Raw genomic sequence first — 18,189 nt, 5'->3', positions numbered from 1 at the left:
CGAGCGGCGCTGAAAGGCAGCACCCGTGACTGACATCGACAAGACGACGGGCCCGGCCGGCACACCCCCGGCCGGTCCGGAGGCCATCAGGGCCATCCCCGTCCGGCACTACGGGCGGTACGTCTCCGCCGTCATCGCCCTCGTCCTGCTCGGCGGGATCGTCTACGCGTTCTCCCAGGGCAGGATCAACTGGGACGCGATCCCCGAGTACTTCCTCGACGACCGCGTCCTCGACGGCGTCGGCAAGACGCTGCTGATCACCGTGCTGTCCATGGCGATCGGTATTTTCGGCGGCATCCTGCTGGCCGTGATGCGCCTGTCGAAGAACCCGGTGACCTCGACGATCGCGTGGTTCTACATCTGGTTCTTCCGCGGCACCCCGGTCCTGGTGCAGCTGGTGGTCTGGTTCAACCTGGGCCTGGTCTTCGAGTACATCAACCTGGGGCCGGTCTACAAGGACGAGTGGTCGCAGTTCATGACCCCGCTCCTGACGGTGCTGCTGGGTCTCGGCCTCAACGAGGCCGCGTACATGGCGGAGATCTGCCGGGCCGGTCTGCTCTCGGTCGACGAGGGCCAGACCGAGGCGTCGCACGCGCTGGGCATGAGCCACGCGAAGACGCTGCGCCGGATCGTCATCCCGCAGGCGATGCGCGTGATCGTGCCGCCGACGGGCAACGAGGTCATCAACATGCTGAAGACGACCTCGCTGGTCTCGGTCGTCCAGTACTCCGAACTGTTCCGGGTCGCGCAGGACATCGGCCAGAGCTCCGGTGCCCCGGCCGAGATGCTGTTCCTCGCCGCGGCCTGGTACCTGCTGCTGACCTCGGTCTTCAGCGTCGGCCAGTACTACCTGGAGCGCTACTACGCCAAGGGCTCCACGCGCCAGCTGCCGCCGACGCCGTGGCAGAAGGTCAGGGCGAACATGCTCTCCCTCGGCCGCCCGAAGGGAGGCATGGCATGAGCGAGAAGAAGCTCGGCAGGACGGACACGCCCGTGAAGGGGTCCGCCGTCCCCATGGTCAGGGCGGAGGGCGTGCACAAGTCCTTCGGCCACGTCGAGGTCCTCAAGGGCATCGACCTGGAGGTGAAGACCGGCGAGGTGTTCTGCCTCATCGGCCCCTCCGGCTCCGGCAAGTCCACCTTCCTCAGGTGTATCAACCACCTCGAGAAGATCAACGCCGGACGTCTGTACGTCGACGGGGAGCTGGTCGGCTACCGCCAGAAGGGCGACAAGCTGTACGAGCTCAAGGACAGCGAGGTCGCCCTCAAGCGCCGGGACATCGGCATGGTCTTCCAGCGCTTCAACCTGTTCCCGCACATGACGGCCGTCGAGAACGTCATGGAGGCGCCGGTCCAGGTCAAGGGCGTGAGCAAGGCGCAGGCCAGGGAGCGCGCGATGGGGCTCCTGGAGCGCGTGGGCCTCGGCGACAAGGCCCGGAACTACCCCGCGCAGCTCTCCGGCGGCCAGCAGCAGCGGGTGGCGATCGCGCGGGCGCTCGCCATGGACCCCAAGCTGATGCTCTTCGACGAGCCGACCTCGGCGCTCGACCCGGAGCTGGTCGGTGACGTCCTCGACGTCATGCGCGACCTCGCCGAGTCGGGCATGACGATGGTCGTCGTCACCCACGAGATGGGCTTCGCCCGCGAGGTGGGCGACAGCCTGGTCTTCATGGACGGCGGTGTGGTGGTCGAGTCGGGCAACCCGCGCGACGTCCTGACCGACCCGCAGCACGAGCGCACGAAGGCGTTCCTGTCCAAGGTGCTCTGAGCACACGCGCGAAGGGGCGGTACGGACTTCCGTACCGCCCCTTCGCGCTCCCTCCGGCTACTTCAGCGCCAGGAGCAGGGTGTCCGACGGCGAGCACCACACCGGCCGCGCCTCACCGAACCCCTTCTCGCGCAGCACGCGCGCGTGCCAGGCGGCCGGCGGCGTGTCGCCCTCGGCGTGCTCGCCGTAGATCTCGAAGCGGCGGGCCGTAGGTCCGGCGAGGACGGGGTCCTTCGCGGCGAGCTGCCACCACTGCGCCCAGTCGAGGGCGCCGTCCCGCTTGGCCCGATCCATGCGCGCGTGGCGCAGCGCCCGCTCGGCCGCGTTGATCCGGGGCGTGGTGTCGTCGATCATGTGGTCCGCGTTCATGAAGACACCGCCGTCGCGGACGAGCCCCGCGAGGTGTCCGTAGAGGTCCGCGAGGGGTTCCCGGTGCAGCCAGTGGAGGGCGGTCGCGGTCAGTACGGCGTCGTAGGAGTCGTACGGCAGTTCCGCCGGCCACGCGGGGTCCTTGAGGTCGGCCGTCACGAAGGAGACCCGCTCGTCCCCTTCGAAGGTGCCCTCCGCGATGGCGAGCAGCGCCGGGTCCAGGTCGACGCCGGTGCTGGTGGCGTCCGGGAACCGGTCGAGCAGCCGGGCGGTGATGCTGCCCGTGCCGCAGGCGAGGTCGAGCACGCGCGGCGCGGTGCCGACGAGGGCCTCCACCATGTCGAGCATGACCCGGAAGCGTTCCTCGCGGTCCGGCATGTACCACTCCTGCTGCCGGTCCCAGCTCTCCTGCCAGGCCCGCCAGTCGGCGGCGGCCGTGGTGGTGTCCGCGTCCGTCATCGAGCGCCTCCCTCACGTACGTCCCGTAATACCCTGGGTGCACGATCGTCCATTACCCGACCGCACGCACGACCATAGAGCCCCTGCGTAAGGACTACAAGTGGAACTGGCCTATTACTCGGATTACGCCGTACGTCTCGTCAACACCGAGGAACCGGCCCGGGGGAAGGACACGCTGACCTCGGTCGAGGCCGTCCGCGATCTGTTCGGCGGGAACCAGTCGGCCGCCCGGCGCGCCACCGACGCCGACGTGACGCGGTTCCGCTCGGTCCGGGCCAGGCTCCGCTCGGTCTTCGAGGCGGCGGACGGCGGCGACGAGACCCTCGCCGTCGACCTGCTGAACTCCCTGCTGCTGGAGTTCCCGGTCAGCCCGCAGATCTCCGGCCACGACTTCCGCGACGACGACGGCCGCCCGCTGTGGCACATGCACCTGGCCGACCACCCGTCCAACGCCACCGCCGGCTACGCCGCCATCGCCGCGATGGGCCTGGCCTTCCACCTCACCGAGTACGGCGTGGACCGCCTCGGCCTGTGCGAGGCGTCGCCCTGCCGCAACGCCTACCTGGACACCTCCACCAACCGCTCCCGCCGCTACTGCTCCGACCGCTGCGCCACCCGCGCCAACGTGGCCGCCTACCGCGCCCGCAAGCGCCTGGAGGCCGACCGGCCGGAGCGCACGGGCCGCGCCGCCGACAGCGCCCAGCCCACCACGGCCAGCGGCGAACGCCGCTCGGAGCCGCGCGGCCGGTAACGGAACCGGACCCGGCCGAGCACCAGCTCGTCGGGCACCACCCCGTAGTCGGTGCTGTCGCCGCCCGCGAACGCGTTGTCCCCGAGCACCCACCAGCCTCCGTCGCGCCGCTCGGCGGCCCGCTTGACGACGAGCAGGTCCTGCTGGAACGGATGCCGCAGCACGATCACGTCCCCGCGTTTGACCCGGGCGCCGTAGTGCACCAGGAGCCGGTCCCCGTGGTGCAGCGTGGGCACCATGGACGGCCCGGTCACCTCGGCCACCCCGAAGGGCAGCGGCGCCCTCGCCCGCTCGGCGTCCTGCGACAGCTCCGGCATCTCCCGGCACCTCCCCGGTTCGTCCTCCACCAGTCTCAGTCTCACCCCGGACTTTTGTCCTAAGCCCGCGGGGGCACCCGCGAAAAGCCGTCCGCCACGGAGTAATGTCCAGTGTGAGAAGACGATCACGAGGAAGGAAACGCTCCATGCTTTCCCGCCTGTTTGCCCCCAAGGTCAAGGTCAGCGCCCACTGCGACCTGCCCTGCGGCGTGTACGACCCGGCCCAGGCCCGCATCGAGGCGGAGTCGGTGAAGGCCGTCCAGGAGAAGATGGCCGGCAACGACGACCCGCACTTCCAGGCCCGCGCCACGGTCATCAAGGAGCAGCGCGCCGAGCTGGCCAAGCACCACGTCTCCGTGCTGTGGAGCGACTACTTCAAGCCCCCGCACTTCGAGAAGTACCCGGAGCTGCACCAGCTGGTCAACGACACCCTGAAGGCCCTCTCGGCCGCCAAGGCGTCGACGGACCCGGCCACCGGCCAGAAGGCGCTGGACTACATCGCCCAGATCGACAAGATCTTCTGGGAGACCAAGAAGGCCTGACCCGGCCCGGCCCGCGCGGCGGCCGGCGATCGGTGCGCCATCGCGGGTCCGCGGACATTCCGAGGGGTCCCGTACCGCTTCCGTGCGGCCGGGGCCCTTCGGCGTATGCGGGGCGGCTGTCCGCGGGCCGTGGGATGCTGGGCGGATGGAGCTGGAGGATCTGGTGCGGCTGCGGCGGGCGCGGGACCGGATGGACCGGGAGTACGCCGAGCCGCTCGACGTCGCGGAGCTGGCGCGGACCGCGCTGATGTCGGCGGGGCACTTCCAGCGCAGTTTCCGCGAGGCGTACGGGCAGACGCCGTACGCCTATCTCATGACCCGGCGCATCGAGCGGGCCAAGGCGCTGCTGCGGCGGGGCGACCTCACGGTGACGGAGGTGTGCCTGGCGGTCGGCTGCACCTCGCTCGGGTCGTTCAGCTCGCGGTTCACCGAGCTGGTCGGGGAGACGCCGAGCGCGTACCGGGCCCGGTCGCACGAGGAGAGCGCGGTCATCCCGCCGTGCGTGGCGCGGATGTACACCCGGCCGGTCCGGGGCCGGGCGAGGGTCGATCCGAGCGAAACCTTTTAGCGTGGGTCCATGGACACAGGAAACGATGTACGGCTCGCCCAGTGCTTCATCGCCGTCGACGACCACGACAAGGCGCTGTCCTTCTACCGTGACGTGCTGGGACTCGAGGTCCGCAACGACGTGGGGTTCGAGGGGATGCGCTGGGTGACGGTCGCCTCGCCGGAGCAGCCGGACGTGGAGATCGTGCTGGAGCCGCCCGCCGCGCACCCGGACGCCTCCCCCGCCGACAGGCAGGCGATGGCCGAGCTGCTGGCCAAGGGCATGCTGCGCGGGGTCAACTTCACCACCACCGACTGCGACGCCCTCTTCGAACGCGTCCGTGCCGCCGGTGTGGACGTGCTCCAGGAGCCGGTGGACCAGCCGTACGGGGTGCGTGACTGCGCGTTCCGCGACCCGGCGGGGAACATGCTGCGGTTCATGGAACGGCCCAGGACCAGGTAGGGACGCAGCGCTCGCTCTACGATCGGGCGATGAGCATCCGCTGGACGTACGCCTTCATCGACCGACCCGCCCCTCAGGCCGGCCCGGCCGCCGGGTTCTGGACGGCGGTCACGGGCACCCGGCTGTCCGAAGTCCGCGGGGACGACGGGGAGTTCGTGACCCTGCTGGCGGACGGCGCCGACGCCTGCGTCAAGCTTCAGGGGGTCGTCTCGGGCGGGGGCGGCGCCCATCTCGACTTCTCCGTGGACGACGTGCCGGAGTTCGTGGCGCACGCGGCGCGGCTGGGCGCGGAGACGGTCGGCGAGCACGAGGGGTGGTCCGTACTGCGGTCGCCCGCGGGGCAGTTGTTCTGTGCGGTGCCCTGGCACGGGGAGTCGGTGCGGCCGCCCGTCGTGCACGGCAGCCGGCTGGACCAGGTGTGCCTCGACCTCCCGCCGTCCGCCTACGACGCGGAAGTCGCCTTCTGGAGCGGGCTGCTGCCCGGCTGGGACTCGGCGCCCGGCTCGCTCCCGGAGTTCCACGTCATCAGGCCGCCGGCCGGGCTGCCCGTGCGCATCCTGCTCCAGCGACTGGAGGAGGAACGGCCGGCCTCCGCCCATCCGGACCTCGCCTGCGCCGACATCGGGGCGGCCCGGGCGCTCCACGAGGAGCTGGGTGCGGTGTGTGTGGCCGTGTTCGGCAACTGGACGGTGATGCGGCACCCGGCGGGCGGTACGTACTGCCTGACCGGCCGGGATCCGGAGACGGGCGGACTGGCCCGCCGGTCGGACTAGTCCGCGGTGAGGATGCAGGAGGTGGCCACCGTGCCGTCCTCGACGTCCGGCGGCAGCTCGGGAACCGGGCACCTGGGGAGGTGGGGGGTCGCGCTCGGGTCCGTCCTTTCCCAGCCGACCGGGGGCGGTGGTTCGATCTCCTCCCGCAGCCACAGGGTCAGTCCGCCTCCGATGATCACGACGGCCGTCCAGATGCCCACGCCCCACCGCCACACCGCGCCCATGGCGCCACGCTAGCGCTTGGTGGGTGCCCGGTTCACGGCTTCCTCCGCTTCCGCTTCCGTTTCCTGGAAGCGGGATTCCCGGCACCTCGGATTGCGGCACGGGCCGTGCGTCCACACCGGGACCCACGCGCCCAGCGTCTTGTGGCGCCGGACCACCGTCTCCACCGGCTGTCCGCAGACGGGACAGACGGGTTGTTCGCTGTCCATGTCCCCAGGGTAGGCCCGGAGCGGGTTCAGCGCTTCCTGCTGTACGTCCGCACCAGCGCACCGTTGCCGAACGAGCGCACCGACTCCAGCGCGAACTGCGTGATCGCGAAGCCGGAGCCGAACATCGGCATGCCGGAGCCCTGCACGATGGGATAGGTCTTGATGACCAGCTCGTCGATCTCGTCGACCAGCGCGCCGGCGAGCTCGGCCCCGCCGCACAGGTAGATGTCGTACGCGCTGTCCTCCGCCTTCAGCGCGCGCACCCGGCCGACCAGGTCGTCCGCGATGATCTCGACGTTGGGGTCGGGAGACTCCCCCAGCGTGCGGGAGGCGACGTATTCGCGCAGGTGGGCGTAAGGGCTGGTGATGCCCTCCTTCAGGGCGATGTCGTAGCTGCCCCGGCCCTGGACGATCGTGTCGAACCGCTTGTTCGGCAGGTCGTCGATGTTCATCTGCCGGCGGGCGGGGCTCGCGATGGTCTCCGGGTACTCCGCCACGAGGAAGCCGAGGAACTCCTCGTCCACGAAGGCGTACATCGCCGACGCGTCGCCCTGCGGGTCCCCGATGAAGCCGTCGATGGAGCAGGCGATGTAGTACGTGAGCTTTCGCAACGCGGTCTCTTTCCGTGGACTGTCCTCGCTCGAACAACTCCAGTTGTAGTACTTCAGTTGTAGTGGCACAAGGAGGTTTGCCGGACCGGACGCAAGTGGGTGAAGAGATTCCGCATAGAGGCGGCCCGGACGCCTAGGGCCTGGGGTGTCCGCGGCCCGCCGTCGTGCGGCGGACCATACGGGTGTGCCGTACGGCGATCACCAGGAAGAGGCCCACGACCAGGGCCGGGACCGTGACGAACACACCGAGGACGACAGTGACCGCCGCTCCCGCGACCGGACCGGCGACGGCCAGGGCGGCGACCGCGCCGCGGGAGCGGCGGGTGCCGGCGGGCAGCGGGGCGTGCGGCAACTGTGCCCACTGCCGGGCCGCCTCCCGCTGCTCGGCGGCGTGCCGCACGGCGGCATCGGTCCACAGGGCGGCAGCGGCCGTACCGCCCACGACCGCCACCCCCACCGGCACCCACCATGCCGTGGCCACGAGCAGCACCGGGGTGACCGCCCCGAGGGTGCCCCAGGCGGTCAGGCAGGCGAGCGCCGCCGTACGGCGGGACAGCGGCCGGTCGGCTCCGGCGCGCAGATCGGTGAGGGCCGGCAGGTACCAGACCGCTCCGGCGGCCGTCACCACCGCGCACCCCAGGGCCAGTACGGGCTGCGGCACGGCTCACCTCACCGGTTCGAGCGCGGCGATCTCGGGGTGGTGCAGGTCGAACGCCGGGGACTCGCTGCGGATCTTCGGCAGGGTGGTGAAGTTGTGCCGCGGGGGCGGGCAGGAGGTCGCCCATTCCAGGGAACGACTGTAACCCCAGGGGTCGTCGACGCCGACCGGCTTGCCGTACTTGGTCGTCTTCCAGACGTTGTAGAAGAACGGCAGGATCGACAGGCCGAGCAGGAACGACCCGATGGAGGACAGGGTGTTCAGGGCGGTGAAGCCGTCGGCGGCGAGGTAGTCCGCGTAGCGGCGGGGCATGCCCTCGACGCCCAGCCAGTGCTGGACCAGGAAGGTCAGGTGGAAGCCGGCCGTGAGAGTCCAGAAAGTGATCTTGCCGAGGCGCTCGTCGAGCATCTTGCCGGTGAACTTCGGCCACCAGAAGTGGAATCCGGCGAACATCGCGTACACGACCGTGCCGAAGACGGTGTAGTGGAAGTGCGCCACGACGAAGTAGGTGTCGGAGACGTGGAAGTCCAGCGGGGGCGAGGCCAGGATGACGCCGGTCAGGCCGCCGAAGAGGAAGGTGATCAGGAAGCCCAGCGTCCACAGCATCGGCGCCTCGAAGCTCAGCGAGCCCTTCCACATGGTGCCGATCCAGTTGAAGAACTTCACGCCCGTGGGCACCGCGATCAGCATCGTCATGAAGGCGAAGAACGGCAGCAGCACACCGCCGGTGACGTACATGTGGTGCGCCCACACGGTCACCGAGAGGCCGGCGATGGCGATGGTCGCGCCGATCAGGCCCATGTAGCCGAACATCGGCTTGCGGGAGAAGACCGGGATCACCTCGGAGATGATGCCGAAGAACGGCAGCGCCAGGATGTACACCTCGGGATGGCCGAAGAACCAGAACAGGTGCTGCCACAGCAGCGCCCCTCCGTTGGCCGAGTCGAAGATGTGGCTGCCGAACTTCCGGTCGCACTCCAGCGCGAACAGCGCCGCCGCCAGCACCGGGAACACGATGAGCACCAGCAGCGCCGTCAGCAGCACGTTCCAGGTGAAGATCGGCATGCGGAACATCGTCATGCCGGGCGCGCGCATGCAGATGATCGTGGTGATGAAGTTGACCGCGCCCAGGATCGAGCCGAAGCCCGAGAGGGCCACACCCATGATCCACAGGTCGGCCCCGATACCCGGTGAGTAGACCGCGTTCGACAGCGGGGCGTACAGGAACCAGCCGAAGTCGGCGGCTCCTCCCGGGGTGAGGAAACCGGCGGCGGCGATCGAGGAGCCGAACAGGAACAGCCAGAAGGCCAGCATGTTCAGCCGGGGGAACGCCACGTCGGGCGCGCCGATCTGCAACGGCATGATCCAGTTGGCGAAGCCCGTGAACAGCGGCATCGCGAACATCAGCAGCATGATCGAGCCGTGCATCGTGAACGCCTGGTTGAACTGCTCGTTCGACATGATCTGCAGGCCCGGCCGGGCGAGTTCGGCGCGCATCACCAGCGCCATGACCCCGCCGACGATGAAGAACACGAACGCGCTGACCAGGTACAGCGTGCCGATCTTCTTGTGGTCGGTGGTGGTCAGCCAGTCCACCCACGCGGCCCGGCGCACCACGGGTGGCCCGGCGGCGGTCCCTTCGGACGGCGGCACCGGACGGGACCGTCCGGCCTCCGCGGCTTCGACCTTCTCCATGCGTATCTCGTCCACCGGACGTCTTCCTCCCCAGGCTGTTCCGCGCGCCCATGATCGGCGGCGGGGGGAGGGGTCCACATGGGTCGAAGGGTCCCCTCAAGGGTCCCCGGGCGGGGGCCGATGGTCCCTGTTCCCGCCGTCAGCCCTCCGCGCGGAGGGCCGGCGGTGCTTCCCGGGCGGCCCCCGCGGGCCACACGATCTCCACGGGGACGCCCCGGGCGCGGGCGTAGGTCACCAGATGGGCGGTGGCGTCGCGGCCGTCGGACGGGGAACCGTCCCAGACGGCCAGGAGGAGACCGCTGGAGGCGACGAGCCGTTCGTCCGCGCCGATGCAGGAGCCGCGGTCCACCGGGTCGTAGGTCAGCAGGCGCACCTCGTCGGCGAGGGTCAGCAGTTCGCCGGCCGCCGTCCGGTCCCGCCGGGGCGGCAGGGCCGGCATCCCGATGCGCGCGGGGATCACCACGGCCAGCGGGCACCCCGCCGCCCGCGCGGCCCGGCCGGACGCCAGGGGCGTCCCCGCGCCGGTGCGCACCATGGCCACGGCCGGGGCGGGCCGTCGCGCCAGCCGGGTCCGCAGCACGGACTCCACCAGCAGGAGCGTGTCCGGGGTCAGGTCGGCGTGCCCCACCACCGCGATGTTCCCGCCCGTCGTGCCGTTGTCGCCCGTCGTCGTCATCGTCATGCCCCCGCCGGCCTCGTCGTCCGACACCCGCCGGATCCCTCGGTACGGCCGGCGGGCGCTACCCGCGAGCCAGTGAAGTCCCGACGCGCGCCGACGGCCAGGGCCGAACGTCCCTTCCGGGGTCCCGGACCCGCCGACGGCCGGCTCCCCGGCCCCGGACCGGCCTGTCCGTCAGCCGGTGGTGCGGGGTTCGCGCCACATGGGCCACATGTACGGGCCGTCCGGGAGGGCCAGGGGCTCTCCGGTGGTCTCGAAGCCGAGGCGCCGGTACAGCAGGGCACTGCGCTCGCTGCTCGCCTCCAGGTACGCCGCCAGCCCCTCCCGGTCGCAGCGGTCGAGGACGGAGCCGATCAGCGCGGTGCCGAGCCCCTCGCCCTGGCGGCCGGGTGCCACGCCGATCATCCACAGGTACTCGTGGGCCCGCCCCGAGGGGTGGATGTCCGCGGTGAGCCGGCCGATCAGCTCCACACGCTCGTTGTCCGGGTCGACGGCCCGGCGCATCCGTGCGAAATCGTCGTCGTCCTGCTGCTCCCCGCCGTGCCCGGGCTCCTCCGCCGGTACGGACATCCAGAGGGCGCACGCCGAGCCGTCCTCGGTGAGGTCGACACGCCCCTCGGCGAGCACGACGTCGGTGAAGGCGGCCATGAGCCTGTGGTGCGTCGTACGGCGGTACTCGTCGCCGGGGAAGACCCAGCCACTGACCGGGTCGTCCTGGAACGCCTCGTCCAGGAGCCGGACGATCAGCTCCCGGTCTCCGTCCCCAGCCGTCCGGATCGCCACGCCCATGTCCGCCCCTTCGCCTCAACCGTCGCTGAACGTACGGTCGTCGAGCCTAGTGCGGGACGGGCTCGGGGAGGGCGGGCCCCGCACATCGTGGGGAAGTGCGGGGCCCGCCGGGCCGGAGCCACGGTGCCGTACGGGGTCAGGAGCCGCACGGCACCGTGGGTCCGGGGCCGGGGAGACGGCCGAAGGGCCGTCAGGTGGTGCGCCGTGTCACGAACTCGGCCAGGGCCAGCAGCCCGCCCGCCGCCTCCGGGTCGGGCACCGCGCGGGCCACTTCCTGCATCGCCCGGGCCATCCGGTCGGCCGCCTGGGTCTGCGCCCAGTCCCGGCCGCCCGCCCGCTCCACGGCCAGCGCGATCTCCTCCAGGTCGTCCTCCTCGTGGTACGGGGTCGTGTACACGGCGGCGAGCTCCGCGGCCTCCGGGGTGCCGGAGGTGAGCGCGGCGACCACCGGCAACGACTTCTTGCGGGCGGCCAGATCCGCGCCGGCCGGCTTGCCGGTGCGGCGCGGATCGCCCCATATGCCGATCACGTCGTCGATGAGCTGGAAGGCCAGTCCCGCCTCCCGGCCGAACCCGTCCAGCGCCGCCACGTCCGCGTCCCGGGCGTTCGCGTACAGCGCCCCGATCGCACAGGCGCAGCCGAGCAGGGCGCCGGTCTTGGCCTCGGCCATGGTGAGCGTCTCGGCGAGGGTGACCTCGCCGGGGTCCCGCTGCTCCATGGCCGTGTCGGCGTGCTGCCCCGCGCACAGCTCGACCACGCAGTCCGCGAGCCGGGCCGCCGCCGCCGAGGCCGCCGGATGGGAGTCCTCTGCGAGCAGCCGCAGGGCGAGCGCCTGGAGGGCGTCCCCGGCGAGGATCGCGTCGGCGTCCCCGAAGACCGTCCAGGCGGTGGGCCGGTGGCGGCGGGTGGTGTCCCGGTCCATCACGTCGTCGTGCAGCAGCGTGAAGTTGTGGACCAGTTCCACGGCGGCGGCCGCCCGCACGGCGGACGCCCGGGCCACGGGCCCGCCCAGGGCGGAGGCCGCGGCGAGCACCAGGGCGGGGCGGATCGCCTTGCCCGAACCGCCCCCGGCCGGGCTGCCGTCCTCCTGTTCCCAGCCGAAGTGGTAGAGCGCGACGCGGCGCATCGGGCCGGGCAGCGAGCCGAGGGCGGCCCGCAGCACCGGGTCGACCGCGGCCCGCGCCCGCTCCAGCAGCATCGTCGCCTCGTGCCCGTCGCCGGGCCGCTGCTCCGGCACCGCCTGCGTCTCGGCCGTGTTCTCCGCCGTAAGCCCCGTCTTCGGCTCCGCGATGGACTCCGTCATCGACTTCCCCCTGGGACCGGCTCGGTGAAGGAGCGGAGGTGCGGTGCTTCCGCACCCGTCGAGCGCGTACCCCCGAGGTGTACCCGCCCGGACGGGCGGGGACACGGCATGCGGGGCGGGAGTCGGCGGCAGGTCACCGCCAACGGCCGATCTCGACGTTCTCCAGGACGCCGAGCGCGTCCGGTACCAGGACCGCGGCCGAGTAGTAGGCCGTAACCAGGTACTTGATGATGGCCTGTTCGTTGATGCCCATGAACCGCACGGACAGACTCGGCTCGATCTCGTCGGGGATCCCGGCGGCCCGCAGTCCGATGACGCCCTGCTCCTCCTCGCCGGTGCGCAGGGCGATGATGGAGGTCGTCCGGGCCTCGGTCACCGGGATCTTGTTGCACGGGAAGATCGGCACCCCCCGCCAGGTGGGGATGCGGTTGCCGCCCATGTCGATGGTCTCGGGGACGAGTCCCCGCTTGTTGAGCTCGCGGCCGAACGCGGCGATCGCACGCGGGTGGGCGAGCAGCAGCCTGGTCCCGCGCCGCCTGCTGAGCAGTTCGTCCATGTCGTCGGGGCTCGGCACGCCGTTGTGCGGCTGGATCCGCTGGTCGTACTCGCAGTTGTGGAGCAGGCCGAAGTCGCGGTTGTTGACGAGTTCGTGCTCTTGGCGCTCCTTCAGCGCCTCGACGGTCAGCCGGATCTGCTGTTCCGTCTGGTTCATGGGCTGGTTGTAGAGGTCGGCCACGCGGGTGTGGATGCGCAGCACGGTCTGGGCGACGCTGAGTTCGTACTCGCGTGGCCTGGCCTCGTAGTCGACGAAGGTGTGCGGGATGTCCGGCTCTCCGCTGTGACCGGCCGCGAGGTCGATCTCCTTCTCGCCGTACCTGTTGGTGCGCTGCCCGGGGACCGTGAGCCGCCGGCTGAGGTGCTCGCGCAGGGTGTCCGACCGTTCGGCGACCTGTTCGACGGCCTCGCGGGGCAGCACGAGCACGGTGCAGGCGGTGAGGGTGCGGGCGGTGTACTCCCAGATGGCGTCCCCGCCCAGCAGCGCCTGTTCGCCGAAGTAGGCGCCGTCGGCGAGGACTCCGAGGGACTCGTCCTCGCCGTAGGGGCCGGTGCCGACCCGCTCCACCCTGCCGTGCGCCAGCAGGTACACCTCGTCGGCCGGGCTGCCGAAGGAGGCGACGACCTGGCCGGCCTCGATCTCCCGCTGCCGGCAGCGGGCGGCCAGCTCGGTCAGCACCTCGCCGTCCTCGTACCCCCGCAGCACCGGAAGCTCGCCCAGTTCCGCGGGAATGATCTCGACGCGGTCGCCGGTCTTCACGAACGTCATCCGGCCATCGCCCACGGCGTACGTCAGCCGTCGGTTGACCCGGTATGTACCACCCTGCACATCGACCCAGGGCAGCATGCGCAGCAGCCAGCGTGAGCTGATCTCCTGCATCTGCGGCACGGACTTGGTCGTGGTGGCCAGGTTCCGCGCGGCCGCGGTACCGAGGCTCTGCTGCTGCCTGGTCTGCTCCGTGCGGACCTCTTCGCCTACCGACATAGAGAATTGCCCTCCCCGATGGTGATCCCGCACCCGGCCGTGCCGGGCGTGGCATTGCGCGATCAAGCCTTCCTCACGCAGCGTGCGCACACCATTACCCGATCGAGCGGGATTGGATCTTGGGAGGACTGGGCAGACATGGGCGCCTGTTCGACGGCGCCGTACCGGAAGGAAATTGTCCGGATCGGCTCGTACAGGAGACGGACGAGTAGGTGAACTCACTCCTTTCAGGTATAGGCCTGGTGGCGAGCGGTCGCGCCGGGCGGCCGCCGCCCGGCACGAAGGAGGGCGGTCATGGCCCCACCCATGTCCGCGAGCGCGTTCCTGCGCGCTCTGAAGGCGGAAGGACTCACGGTCGTCGAGGTCGGCGACTGGCGCGACCACAACCGCAACCACAAGGGCCCGTGGGGCCCGGTCCACGGCGTGATGATCCACCACACCGTGACCAAGGGCAGCGCCCGCACGGTCGACATCTGCCGCAAGGGCTACGAGGGTCTGCCCGGCCCCCTGTGCCACGGCGTCATCACCAAGGACGGCCGGGTCCACCTCGTCGGCTACGGCAGGGCCAACCACGCCGGGCTCGGCGACGACGACGTGCTCCGCGCGGTGATCGCCGAGAGGGCGCTGCCGGCGGACAACGAGGCGAACACCGACGGCAACCGGCACTTCTACGGCTTCGAGTGCGAGAACCTCGGCGACGGCGAGGATCCCTGGCCGGCGGCCCAGCTGGAGGCCATCGAGAAGGCCGCGGCCGCCGTGTGCCGTCATCACGGCTGGAACGAGCGGTCGGTGATCGGGCACCTGGAGTGGCAGCCGGGGAAGGTGGACCCGCGCGGGTTCACGATGGGCTCGATGCGGAAACGGATCGGCGACCGGCTGAAGTGACGCGCGGGCGCGACGGCACACGGCGCACGGCCTGGCTGGCGACAACCCGTCGGAATCTGTCGCCCGCTCCCCTGGGGCCCGTGGCGGCCCGCTCCTAGCGTGGTGAACCGTCCCCGACGGTCCCAGGAAAAGGCCTCGCCATGCAGTACGTCGCCCCGGTCGGCATCGGTGTCCTCTACGCCCTGCTGATGTCCCTCGTCCGTGAACCGCACCGGCGGCGCCTGAACGCCCTCATGGTCGCCGGTGCGGGCGCCGCCTACCTCAGCGGCGGCGGGCTGGGCGGCTGGGAGTTCGCCTTCACGGCGCTGGTCACCTACGTGGCCTTCCGCGGCCTGGACTCCTGGACGTTCATCGGCGTCGGCTGGCTGCTGCACACCGCGTGGGACGTCGTCCACCACGTCAAGGGCAACCCGATCATCCCGTTCGCCCACACGTCGTCCCTGGGCTGTGCGATCTGCGACCCGGTGATCGCGCTGTGGTGCCTGCGGGGCGGTCCCTCCCTGACCGGCATGTTCCGGGACCGCGGCCGAAACCGTGAGGAGCCGCGGGCGACAATGGCCCGGTGACCGGCTCCGACACCCCCGACGCCCTCGCGGGCCTGCGCCCGCGGCTGCCCTCCCCGCTGCGGGAGGCCGCGGACGGGCGGTTCGAGCGGCACGGGGTACGGCTCCTGCTGAAGCGGGACGATCTGATCCACCCCGAGTTGGTCGGCAACAAGTGGCGCAAGCTCGCGCCGAACCTCGAAGAGGCGGCCGGGCGGACCGTGCTCACCTTCGGCGGCGCGTACTCCAACCATCTGCGCGCCACGGCCGCCGCCGGCCGGCTGCTCGGCCTGCGCACGGTCGGCGTGGTGCGCGGGCAGGAACTCGCCGGCCGCCCGCTCAACCCCTCGCTGGCCCGGTGCGCGGCCGACGGGATGCGGCTGCACTTCGTCGACCGGTCGGCGTACCGCCGCAAGGCCGAGCCGGAGACCCTGGCGGCCGTGCTCCGCGCGGCGGACGCCGAGGACGCGTACGTCGTGCCCGAGGGCGGCAGCAATCCCGCGGCCGTACGCGGCTGCCGGGCGCTCGGGGAGGAGCTGGCCGGCCGGGCGGACGTGGCGGCGGTGGCCTGCGGCACCGGCGGCACGCTGGCCGGACTGGCCGCCGGGCTCGGCGGCGGGACGCGCGCGCTGGGCATACCCGTGCTCAAGGGCGGCTTCCTGGCCGATGACATACGGACCCTGCAGAACGAGGCGTTCGGCGGCCCGCGCGGCGACTGGAGCCTCGACGACCGCTTCCACTTCGGCGGCTACGCCCGCGTCCCCCCGGAACTCGACGTGTTCGCGAGGGACTTCGAGCACCGTCACGGCATCCCGGTCGAACGTCTCTATGTCGCCAAGGTGCTTTACGCCCTTGTCGCCCTGGTGGAGGAGAACGCGTTCCCGCGCGGGAGCACGGTCGCCGCGGTGATCACCGGCAGGCCCTTCCCTTAGGGCCCGTCCGGCGGATCGTGCCGGCTAGGTCGTCTCACGGAACGCCGCCGCCTCCTCCAGGTCCAGCCGGCGCAGCAGCGCGCGCAGCATCTCGTCGTCGATGTAGCGGCCGTCGCGCAGGCGGACGAACACCTCGCGCTCCGCGCCGATCATCTCCCGGGACAGCCGCCGGTAGGTGTCGTCCACCGACTCCCCGGTGACCGGGTTGACCTGCCCGAGCCGTTCCCAGACGGCGTTGCGGCGGCGCTCCAGGACGGCGCGCAGGCGTTCGGCGAGCGGTGCGGGCAGGGCGTTGCGCTCGTCGGCGAGGAGCTCGTCCAGGCGCTGCTCGGCGATCCGGGACGCCTGTGCCTGGGCGTTGGCCTCGGCCAGGGTCTCGGCCTGCGCGTCGCGTCCGGGGAGCTTCAGGACCCGGATCAGCGGGGGCAGCGTCAGTCCCTGCACGACCAGGGTGCCGATGACGGTGGTGAAGGTCAGGAAGAGCAGCAGGTTGCGCTGCGGGAAGTCCTCGCCCTCGGCGGCGACCGGGATCGAGAAGGCGATGGCCAGTGAGACCACGCCCCGCATGCCGGCCCAGGCGATGACGAACGGCGCCTTCCAGCCGGGCCTCCCCTCGCGCTCCCTGATCCTCGCCGACAGCAGCGGCGGCAGCCAGGTCGCCGGGTACACCCAGAGGAACCTGATCACGACGACCACCGCGAAGACGGCGACCGCGTACCAGACGGCGTCGATGCCCTCGTACTCGCCGAGTCCTCTCAGGACGACGGGAAGCTGCAGCCCGATCAGCGCGAACACCGCGGACTCCAGGACGAACGCGACCATCTTCCACACCGCCTCCTCCTGGAGACGGGTGGCGAAGTCGACCTCCCACGCGCGGTGCCCCAGGTAGAGGGCGACGACCACCACGGCGATGACGCCGGAGGCGTGCACCTGCTCGGCGACGGCGTAGGCGACGAACGGGATCAGCAGGGAGAGCGTGTTCTGCAGCAGCGCCTCCTTCACGTGGGTGCGCAGCCAGTGCAGCGGCGCCATCAGCACCAGGCCGACCGCCAGCCCGCCGACCGCCGCGAGCAGGAACTCGCCGACTCCCCCGGCCCAGGTGGCGCCCTCGCCCACCGCGGCCGCGACGGCGACCCGGAACGCGGTGATCGCGGTGGCGTCGTTCAGCAGGGACTCGCCCTGGAGGATGGTGGTGATCCGGGACGGCAGACCCACCCGGCGTGCCACCGCCGTCGCCGCGACCGCGTCCGGTGGGGCCACCACGGCGCCGAACACCAGCGCCGCGGTCAGCGGCAGACCCGGCACGATCAGGTACAGCACCCAGCCGACGGCGAACGTCGCGAACAGCACGTACCCCACCGACAGCAGCGCCACCGGCCGCAGTTGCGCCCGCAGGTCGAGGTAGGAGCTGTCGGTGGCCGCCGTGTGCAGCAGCGGGGGCAGGATGAGCGGCAGGACGATGTGCGGGTCGAGCGTGTACTCGGGCACGCCGGGGAGGTAGCTGACCGCCAGCCCGGCGGCGACCAGCAGCAGCGGTGGCGGCACCGGGGTGCGCCGGGCGGCCGCGGCGATCGCGGCGCTGCCCGCCACCAGCAACAGCAGCGGCATCACATCCATGTCGGGCCCACCCTCGTTTTTCCGCGCGGCTCCCCGCGCGGGCGTCGTAATCTGGCAATCATGAAACAGTGCACGCACGCCGACGCGCTGCCGCACCCGGAACCCGTCCCGCTCGGTGAGACGTGTCCGGAGTGCCTGCGGGACGGCACCGATCCGGTGCAGCTGCGCCTCTGCCTCACCTGCGGCCACGTCGGGTGCTGCGACTCCTCGCCGAACCGGCACGCCACGGAGCACCACAAGGAAACCGGCCACCCCGTGATGAGGACCCATGAGCCCGGCGAGGACTGGCGCTGGTGCTTCGTGGACCACGTACTGGTGTGACCCGGAGCGACCCCGGTGCCGGACGGTTCGACCGTCTGACGTCTGGGTACGTCAATGCGGCGCACGCTCTTCCCATTTGGGAGCCGCAGACCCCTAGCCACGGAGCGTATTCATAGTTTTACTATGAGTGACAGCAGACGGGTCGGGGTCCCGGGGACAGGACCGTCGAGAGCGCGATAGCGTCACCGCTGAACCACGT

At 71.3% G+C, this 18,189-nt stretch carries 23 protein-coding genes; 11 read left to right on the top strand and 12 right to left on the bottom strand.

Annotated features, from left to right (window positions below):
• Nucleotides 1-25: 25 nt before the first annotated feature.
• Both IH50_RS0112060 and IH50_RS0112055 read left to right on the top strand, forming a co-directional pair.
• On the top strand, nucleotides 26-961 hold the full coding sequence (locus IH50_RS0112060; RefSeq protein ID WP_030860294.1) for an amino acid ABC transporter permease: 936 nt from the start codon (nucleotides 26-28) through the stop codon (nucleotides 959-961).
• A gap of 53 nt (nucleotides 962-1,014) precedes the next feature.
• Complete coding sequence (locus tag IH50_RS0112055; protein ID WP_030860292.1) at nucleotides 1,015-1,767, top strand: amino acid ABC transporter ATP-binding protein; 753 nt, start codon at nucleotides 1,015-1,017, stop codon at nucleotides 1,765-1,767.
• A 57-nt stretch (nucleotides 1,768-1,824) separates the two neighbouring features.
• Here IH50_RS0112055 and IH50_RS0112050 read toward each other — a convergent pair whose 3' ends face one another.
• Complete coding sequence (locus IH50_RS0112050; RefSeq protein WP_030860290.1) at nucleotides 1,825-2,595, bottom strand: class I SAM-dependent methyltransferase; 771 nt, start codon at nucleotides 2,593-2,595, stop codon at nucleotides 1,825-1,827.
• Nucleotides 2,596-2,695: 100 nt separating this feature from the next.
• On the opposite strand from IH50_RS0112050, the gene IH50_RS0112045 reads away from it, so the two are divergent.
• Nucleotides 2,696-3,346, top strand: coding sequence for a CGNR zinc finger domain-containing protein (locus IH50_RS0112045; RefSeq protein WP_030860288.1), 651 nt, complete (start codon nucleotides 2,696-2,698; stop codon nucleotides 3,344-3,346).
• On the opposite strand, the gene sodX is transcribed toward IH50_RS0112045, so the two are convergent.
• Nucleotides 3,229-3,663: a nickel-type superoxide dismutase maturation protease gene (sodX, locus tag IH50_RS39615; protein ID WP_030860287.1), complete on the bottom strand. Its 435-nt coding sequence runs from the start codon at nucleotides 3,661-3,663 to the stop codon at nucleotides 3,229-3,231. The genes IH50_RS0112045 and sodX overlap by 118 nt on opposite strands.
• Before the next feature lie 146 nt (nucleotides 3,664-3,809).
• Here sodX and sodN point away from each other — a divergent pair, with 146 nt between their 5' ends.
• From sodN to IH50_RS0112020, 4 genes are all read left to right on the top strand, one after another.
• Nucleotides 3,810-4,205 (top strand): superoxide dismutase, Ni, encoded by a 396-nt coding sequence (sodN, locus tag IH50_RS0112035; RefSeq protein WP_004983535.1) that lies wholly within the window; start codon nucleotides 3,810-3,812, stop codon nucleotides 4,203-4,205.
• 145 nt (nucleotides 4,206-4,350) lie between these two features.
• Nucleotides 4,351-4,773, top strand: a complete 423-nt coding sequence (locus tag IH50_RS0112030) for a helix-turn-helix transcriptional regulator (RefSeq protein WP_030860284.1) — start codon at nucleotides 4,351-4,353, stop codon at nucleotides 4,771-4,773.
• Between the two features lie 9 nt (nucleotides 4,774-4,782).
• Nucleotides 4,783-5,214 (top strand): VOC family protein, encoded by a 432-nt coding sequence (locus tag IH50_RS0112025; RefSeq protein ID WP_030860283.1) that lies wholly within the window; start codon nucleotides 4,783-4,785, stop codon nucleotides 5,212-5,214.
• A gap of 29 nt (nucleotides 5,215-5,243) precedes the next feature.
• Complete coding sequence (locus IH50_RS0112020; protein ID WP_030860281.1) at nucleotides 5,244-5,987, top strand: VOC family protein; 744 nt, start codon at nucleotides 5,244-5,246, stop codon at nucleotides 5,985-5,987.
• On the opposite strand, the gene IH50_RS37605 is transcribed toward IH50_RS0112020, so the two are convergent.
• The 9 genes from IH50_RS37605 to IH50_RS0111975 all read right to left on the bottom strand — a co-directional run bounded on the left by IH50_RS37605 (nucleotide 5,984) and on the right by IH50_RS0111975 (nucleotide 13,693).
• Nucleotides 5,984-6,211: a hypothetical protein gene (locus IH50_RS37605; protein ID WP_037872280.1), complete on the bottom strand. Its 228-nt coding sequence runs from the start codon at nucleotides 6,209-6,211 to the stop codon at nucleotides 5,984-5,986. The genes IH50_RS0112020 and IH50_RS37605 overlap by 4 nt on opposite strands.
• 9 nt (nucleotides 6,212-6,220) lie before the next feature.
• Complete coding sequence (locus IH50_RS0112010; protein WP_030860279.1) at nucleotides 6,221-6,418, bottom strand: hypothetical protein; 198 nt, start codon at nucleotides 6,416-6,418, stop codon at nucleotides 6,221-6,223.
• A gap of 26 nt (nucleotides 6,419-6,444) precedes the next feature.
• Entirely contained in the window at nucleotides 6,445-7,029 is a 585-nt protein-coding gene (locus IH50_RS0112005; RefSeq protein ID WP_030860277.1) for a dihydrofolate reductase family protein, read from the bottom strand.
• Nucleotides 7,030-7,162: 133 nt separating this feature from the next.
• Nucleotides 7,163-7,690, bottom strand: a complete 528-nt coding sequence (locus IH50_RS40895) for a hypothetical protein (protein ID WP_030860275.1) — start codon at nucleotides 7,688-7,690, stop codon at nucleotides 7,163-7,165.
• A gap of 3 nt (nucleotides 7,691-7,693) precedes the next feature.
• Nucleotides 7,694-9,397, bottom strand: a complete 1,704-nt coding sequence (gene ctaD, locus IH50_RS0111995) for a cytochrome c oxidase subunit I (protein WP_030860273.1) — start codon at nucleotides 9,395-9,397, stop codon at nucleotides 7,694-7,696.
• A 124-nt stretch (nucleotides 9,398-9,521) separates the two neighbouring features.
• The gene (locus IH50_RS0111990; protein WP_051767280.1) at nucleotides 9,522-10,058 is read right to left on the bottom strand and encodes a hypothetical protein; all 537 of its coding nucleotides are present in this window, start codon (nucleotides 10,056-10,058) and stop codon (nucleotides 9,522-9,524) included.
• A gap of 177 nt (nucleotides 10,059-10,235) precedes the next feature.
• Nucleotides 10,236-10,850, bottom strand: coding sequence for a GNAT family N-acetyltransferase (locus tag IH50_RS0111985; protein WP_030860271.1), 615 nt, complete (start codon nucleotides 10,848-10,850; stop codon nucleotides 10,236-10,238).
• A 190-nt stretch (nucleotides 10,851-11,040) separates the two neighbouring features.
• Nucleotides 11,041-12,048: a family 2 encapsulin nanocompartment cargo protein polyprenyl transferase gene (locus IH50_RS0111980; RefSeq protein WP_234328139.1), complete on the bottom strand. Its 1,008-nt coding sequence runs from the start codon at nucleotides 12,046-12,048 to the stop codon at nucleotides 11,041-11,043.
• A 238-nt stretch (nucleotides 12,049-12,286) separates the two neighbouring features.
• Nucleotides 12,287-13,693 carry a family 2B encapsulin nanocompartment shell protein gene (locus IH50_RS0111975; protein WP_030860267.1) on the bottom strand — a complete coding sequence of 469 codons (1,407 nt, stop codon included), beginning with the start codon at nucleotides 13,691-13,693 and terminating at the stop codon, nucleotides 12,287-12,289.
• Nucleotides 13,694-13,999: 306 nt separating this feature from the next.
• Here IH50_RS0111975 and IH50_RS0111965 point away from each other — a divergent pair, with 306 nt between their 5' ends.
• The 3 genes from IH50_RS0111965 (at nucleotide 14,000) to IH50_RS0111955 (ending at nucleotide 16,052) form a co-directional block, all read left to right on the top strand.
• The gene (locus IH50_RS0111965) at nucleotides 14,000-14,578 is read left to right on the top strand and encodes an N-acetylmuramoyl-L-alanine amidase (protein ID WP_037872279.1); all 579 of its coding nucleotides are present in this window, start codon (nucleotides 14,000-14,002) and stop codon (nucleotides 14,576-14,578) included.
• 140 nt (nucleotides 14,579-14,718) lie between these two features.
• The gene (locus IH50_RS0111960) at nucleotides 14,719-15,144 is read left to right on the top strand and encodes a DUF6010 family protein (RefSeq protein WP_030860264.1); all 426 of its coding nucleotides are present in this window, start codon (nucleotides 14,719-14,721) and stop codon (nucleotides 15,142-15,144) included.
• On the top strand, nucleotides 15,141-16,052 hold the full coding sequence (locus IH50_RS0111955) for a 1-aminocyclopropane-1-carboxylate deaminase/D-cysteine desulfhydrase (protein WP_030860262.1): 912 nt from the start codon (nucleotides 15,141-15,143) through the stop codon (nucleotides 16,050-16,052). Before IH50_RS0111960 ends, IH50_RS0111955 begins: the two co-directional genes overlap by 4 nt.
• Nucleotides 16,053-16,076: 24 nt before the next feature.
• Here IH50_RS0111955 and IH50_RS0111950 read toward each other — a convergent pair whose 3' ends face one another.
• Nucleotides 16,077-17,669 carry a Na+/H+ antiporter gene (locus tag IH50_RS0111950; protein ID WP_030860261.1) on the bottom strand — a complete coding sequence of 531 codons (1,593 nt, stop codon included), beginning with the start codon at nucleotides 17,667-17,669 and terminating at the stop codon, nucleotides 16,077-16,079.
• 60 nt (nucleotides 17,670-17,729) lie between these two features.
• Here IH50_RS0111950 and IH50_RS0111945 point away from each other — a divergent pair, with 60 nt between their 5' ends.
• Nucleotides 17,730-17,990 carry a UBP-type zinc finger domain-containing protein gene (locus IH50_RS0111945; protein ID WP_030860259.1) on the top strand — a complete coding sequence of 87 codons (261 nt, stop codon included), beginning with the start codon at nucleotides 17,730-17,732 and terminating at the stop codon, nucleotides 17,988-17,990.
• Nucleotides 17,991-18,189: the final 199 nt, after the last annotated feature.

It is taken from the genome of Streptomyces sp. NRRL S-37 (genome assembly GCF_000721605.1).
GTDB lineage: Bacteria > Actinomycetota > Actinomycetes > Streptomycetales > Streptomycetaceae > Streptomyces.
Note: the sequence above shows the minus strand (reverse complement) of the source record. Positions and strands in the feature narration are given on the sequence as shown.

Bases quoted from the DNA above. Each gene is read 5' to 3' on its own strand.
- sodX (WP_030860287.1), bottom strand. From the start codon at position 3,663: ATGCCGGAGCTGTCGCAGGACGCCGAGCGGGCGAGGGCGCCGCTGCCC.
- IH50_RS0111990 (WP_051767280.1), bottom strand. From the start codon at position 10,058: ATGACGACGACGGGCGACAACGGCACGACGGGCGGGAACATCGCGGTG.
- IH50_RS0111950 (WP_030860261.1), bottom strand. From the start codon at position 17,669: ATGGATGTGATGCCGCTGCTGTTGCTGGTGGCGGGCAGCGCCGCGATC.
- IH50_RS0111980 (WP_234328139.1), bottom strand. From the start codon at position 12,048: ATGCTGCTGGAGCGGGCGCGGGCCGCGGTCGACCCGGTGCTGCGGGCC.
- IH50_RS0112020 (WP_030860281.1), top strand. From the start codon at position 5,244: ATGAGCATCCGCTGGACGTACGCCTTCATCGACCGACCCGCCCCTCAG.
- sodN (WP_004983535.1), top strand. From the start codon at position 3,810: ATGCTTTCCCGCCTGTTTGCCCCCAAGGTCAAGGTCAGCGCCCACTGC.
- IH50_RS0111985 (WP_030860271.1), bottom strand. From the start codon at position 10,850: ATGGGCGTGGCGATCCGGACGGCTGGGGACGGAGACCGGGAGCTGATC.
- IH50_RS0112010 (WP_030860279.1), bottom strand. From the start codon at position 6,418: ATGGACAGCGAACAACCCGTCTGTCCCGTCTGCGGACAGCCGGTGGAG.
- IH50_RS0112055 (WP_030860292.1), top strand. From the start codon at position 1,015: ATGGTCAGGGCGGAGGGCGTGCACAAGTCCTTCGGCCACGTCGAGGTC.
- IH50_RS0111945 (WP_030860259.1), top strand. From the start codon at position 17,730: ATGAAACAGTGCACGCACGCCGACGCGCTGCCGCACCCGGAACCCGTC.
- IH50_RS37605 (WP_037872280.1), bottom strand. From the start codon at position 6,211: ATGGGCGCGGTGTGGCGGTGGGGCGTGGGCATCTGGACGGCCGTCGTG.
- IH50_RS0111975 (WP_030860267.1), bottom strand. From the start codon at position 13,693: ATGTCGGTAGGCGAAGAGGTCCGCACGGAGCAGACCAGGCAGCAGCAG.
- IH50_RS0112025 (WP_030860283.1), top strand. From the start codon at position 4,783: ATGGACACAGGAAACGATGTACGGCTCGCCCAGTGCTTCATCGCCGTC.
- IH50_RS0112030 (WP_030860284.1), top strand. From the start codon at position 4,351: ATGGAGCTGGAGGATCTGGTGCGGCTGCGGCGGGCGCGGGACCGGATG.
- IH50_RS0111965 (WP_037872279.1), top strand. From the start codon at position 14,000: ATGTCCGCGAGCGCGTTCCTGCGCGCTCTGAAGGCGGAAGGACTCACG.
- IH50_RS0112050 (WP_030860290.1), bottom strand. From the start codon at position 2,595: ATGACGGACGCGGACACCACCACGGCCGCCGCCGACTGGCGGGCCTGG.
- IH50_RS0111960 (WP_030860264.1), top strand. From the start codon at position 14,719: ATGCAGTACGTCGCCCCGGTCGGCATCGGTGTCCTCTACGCCCTGCTG.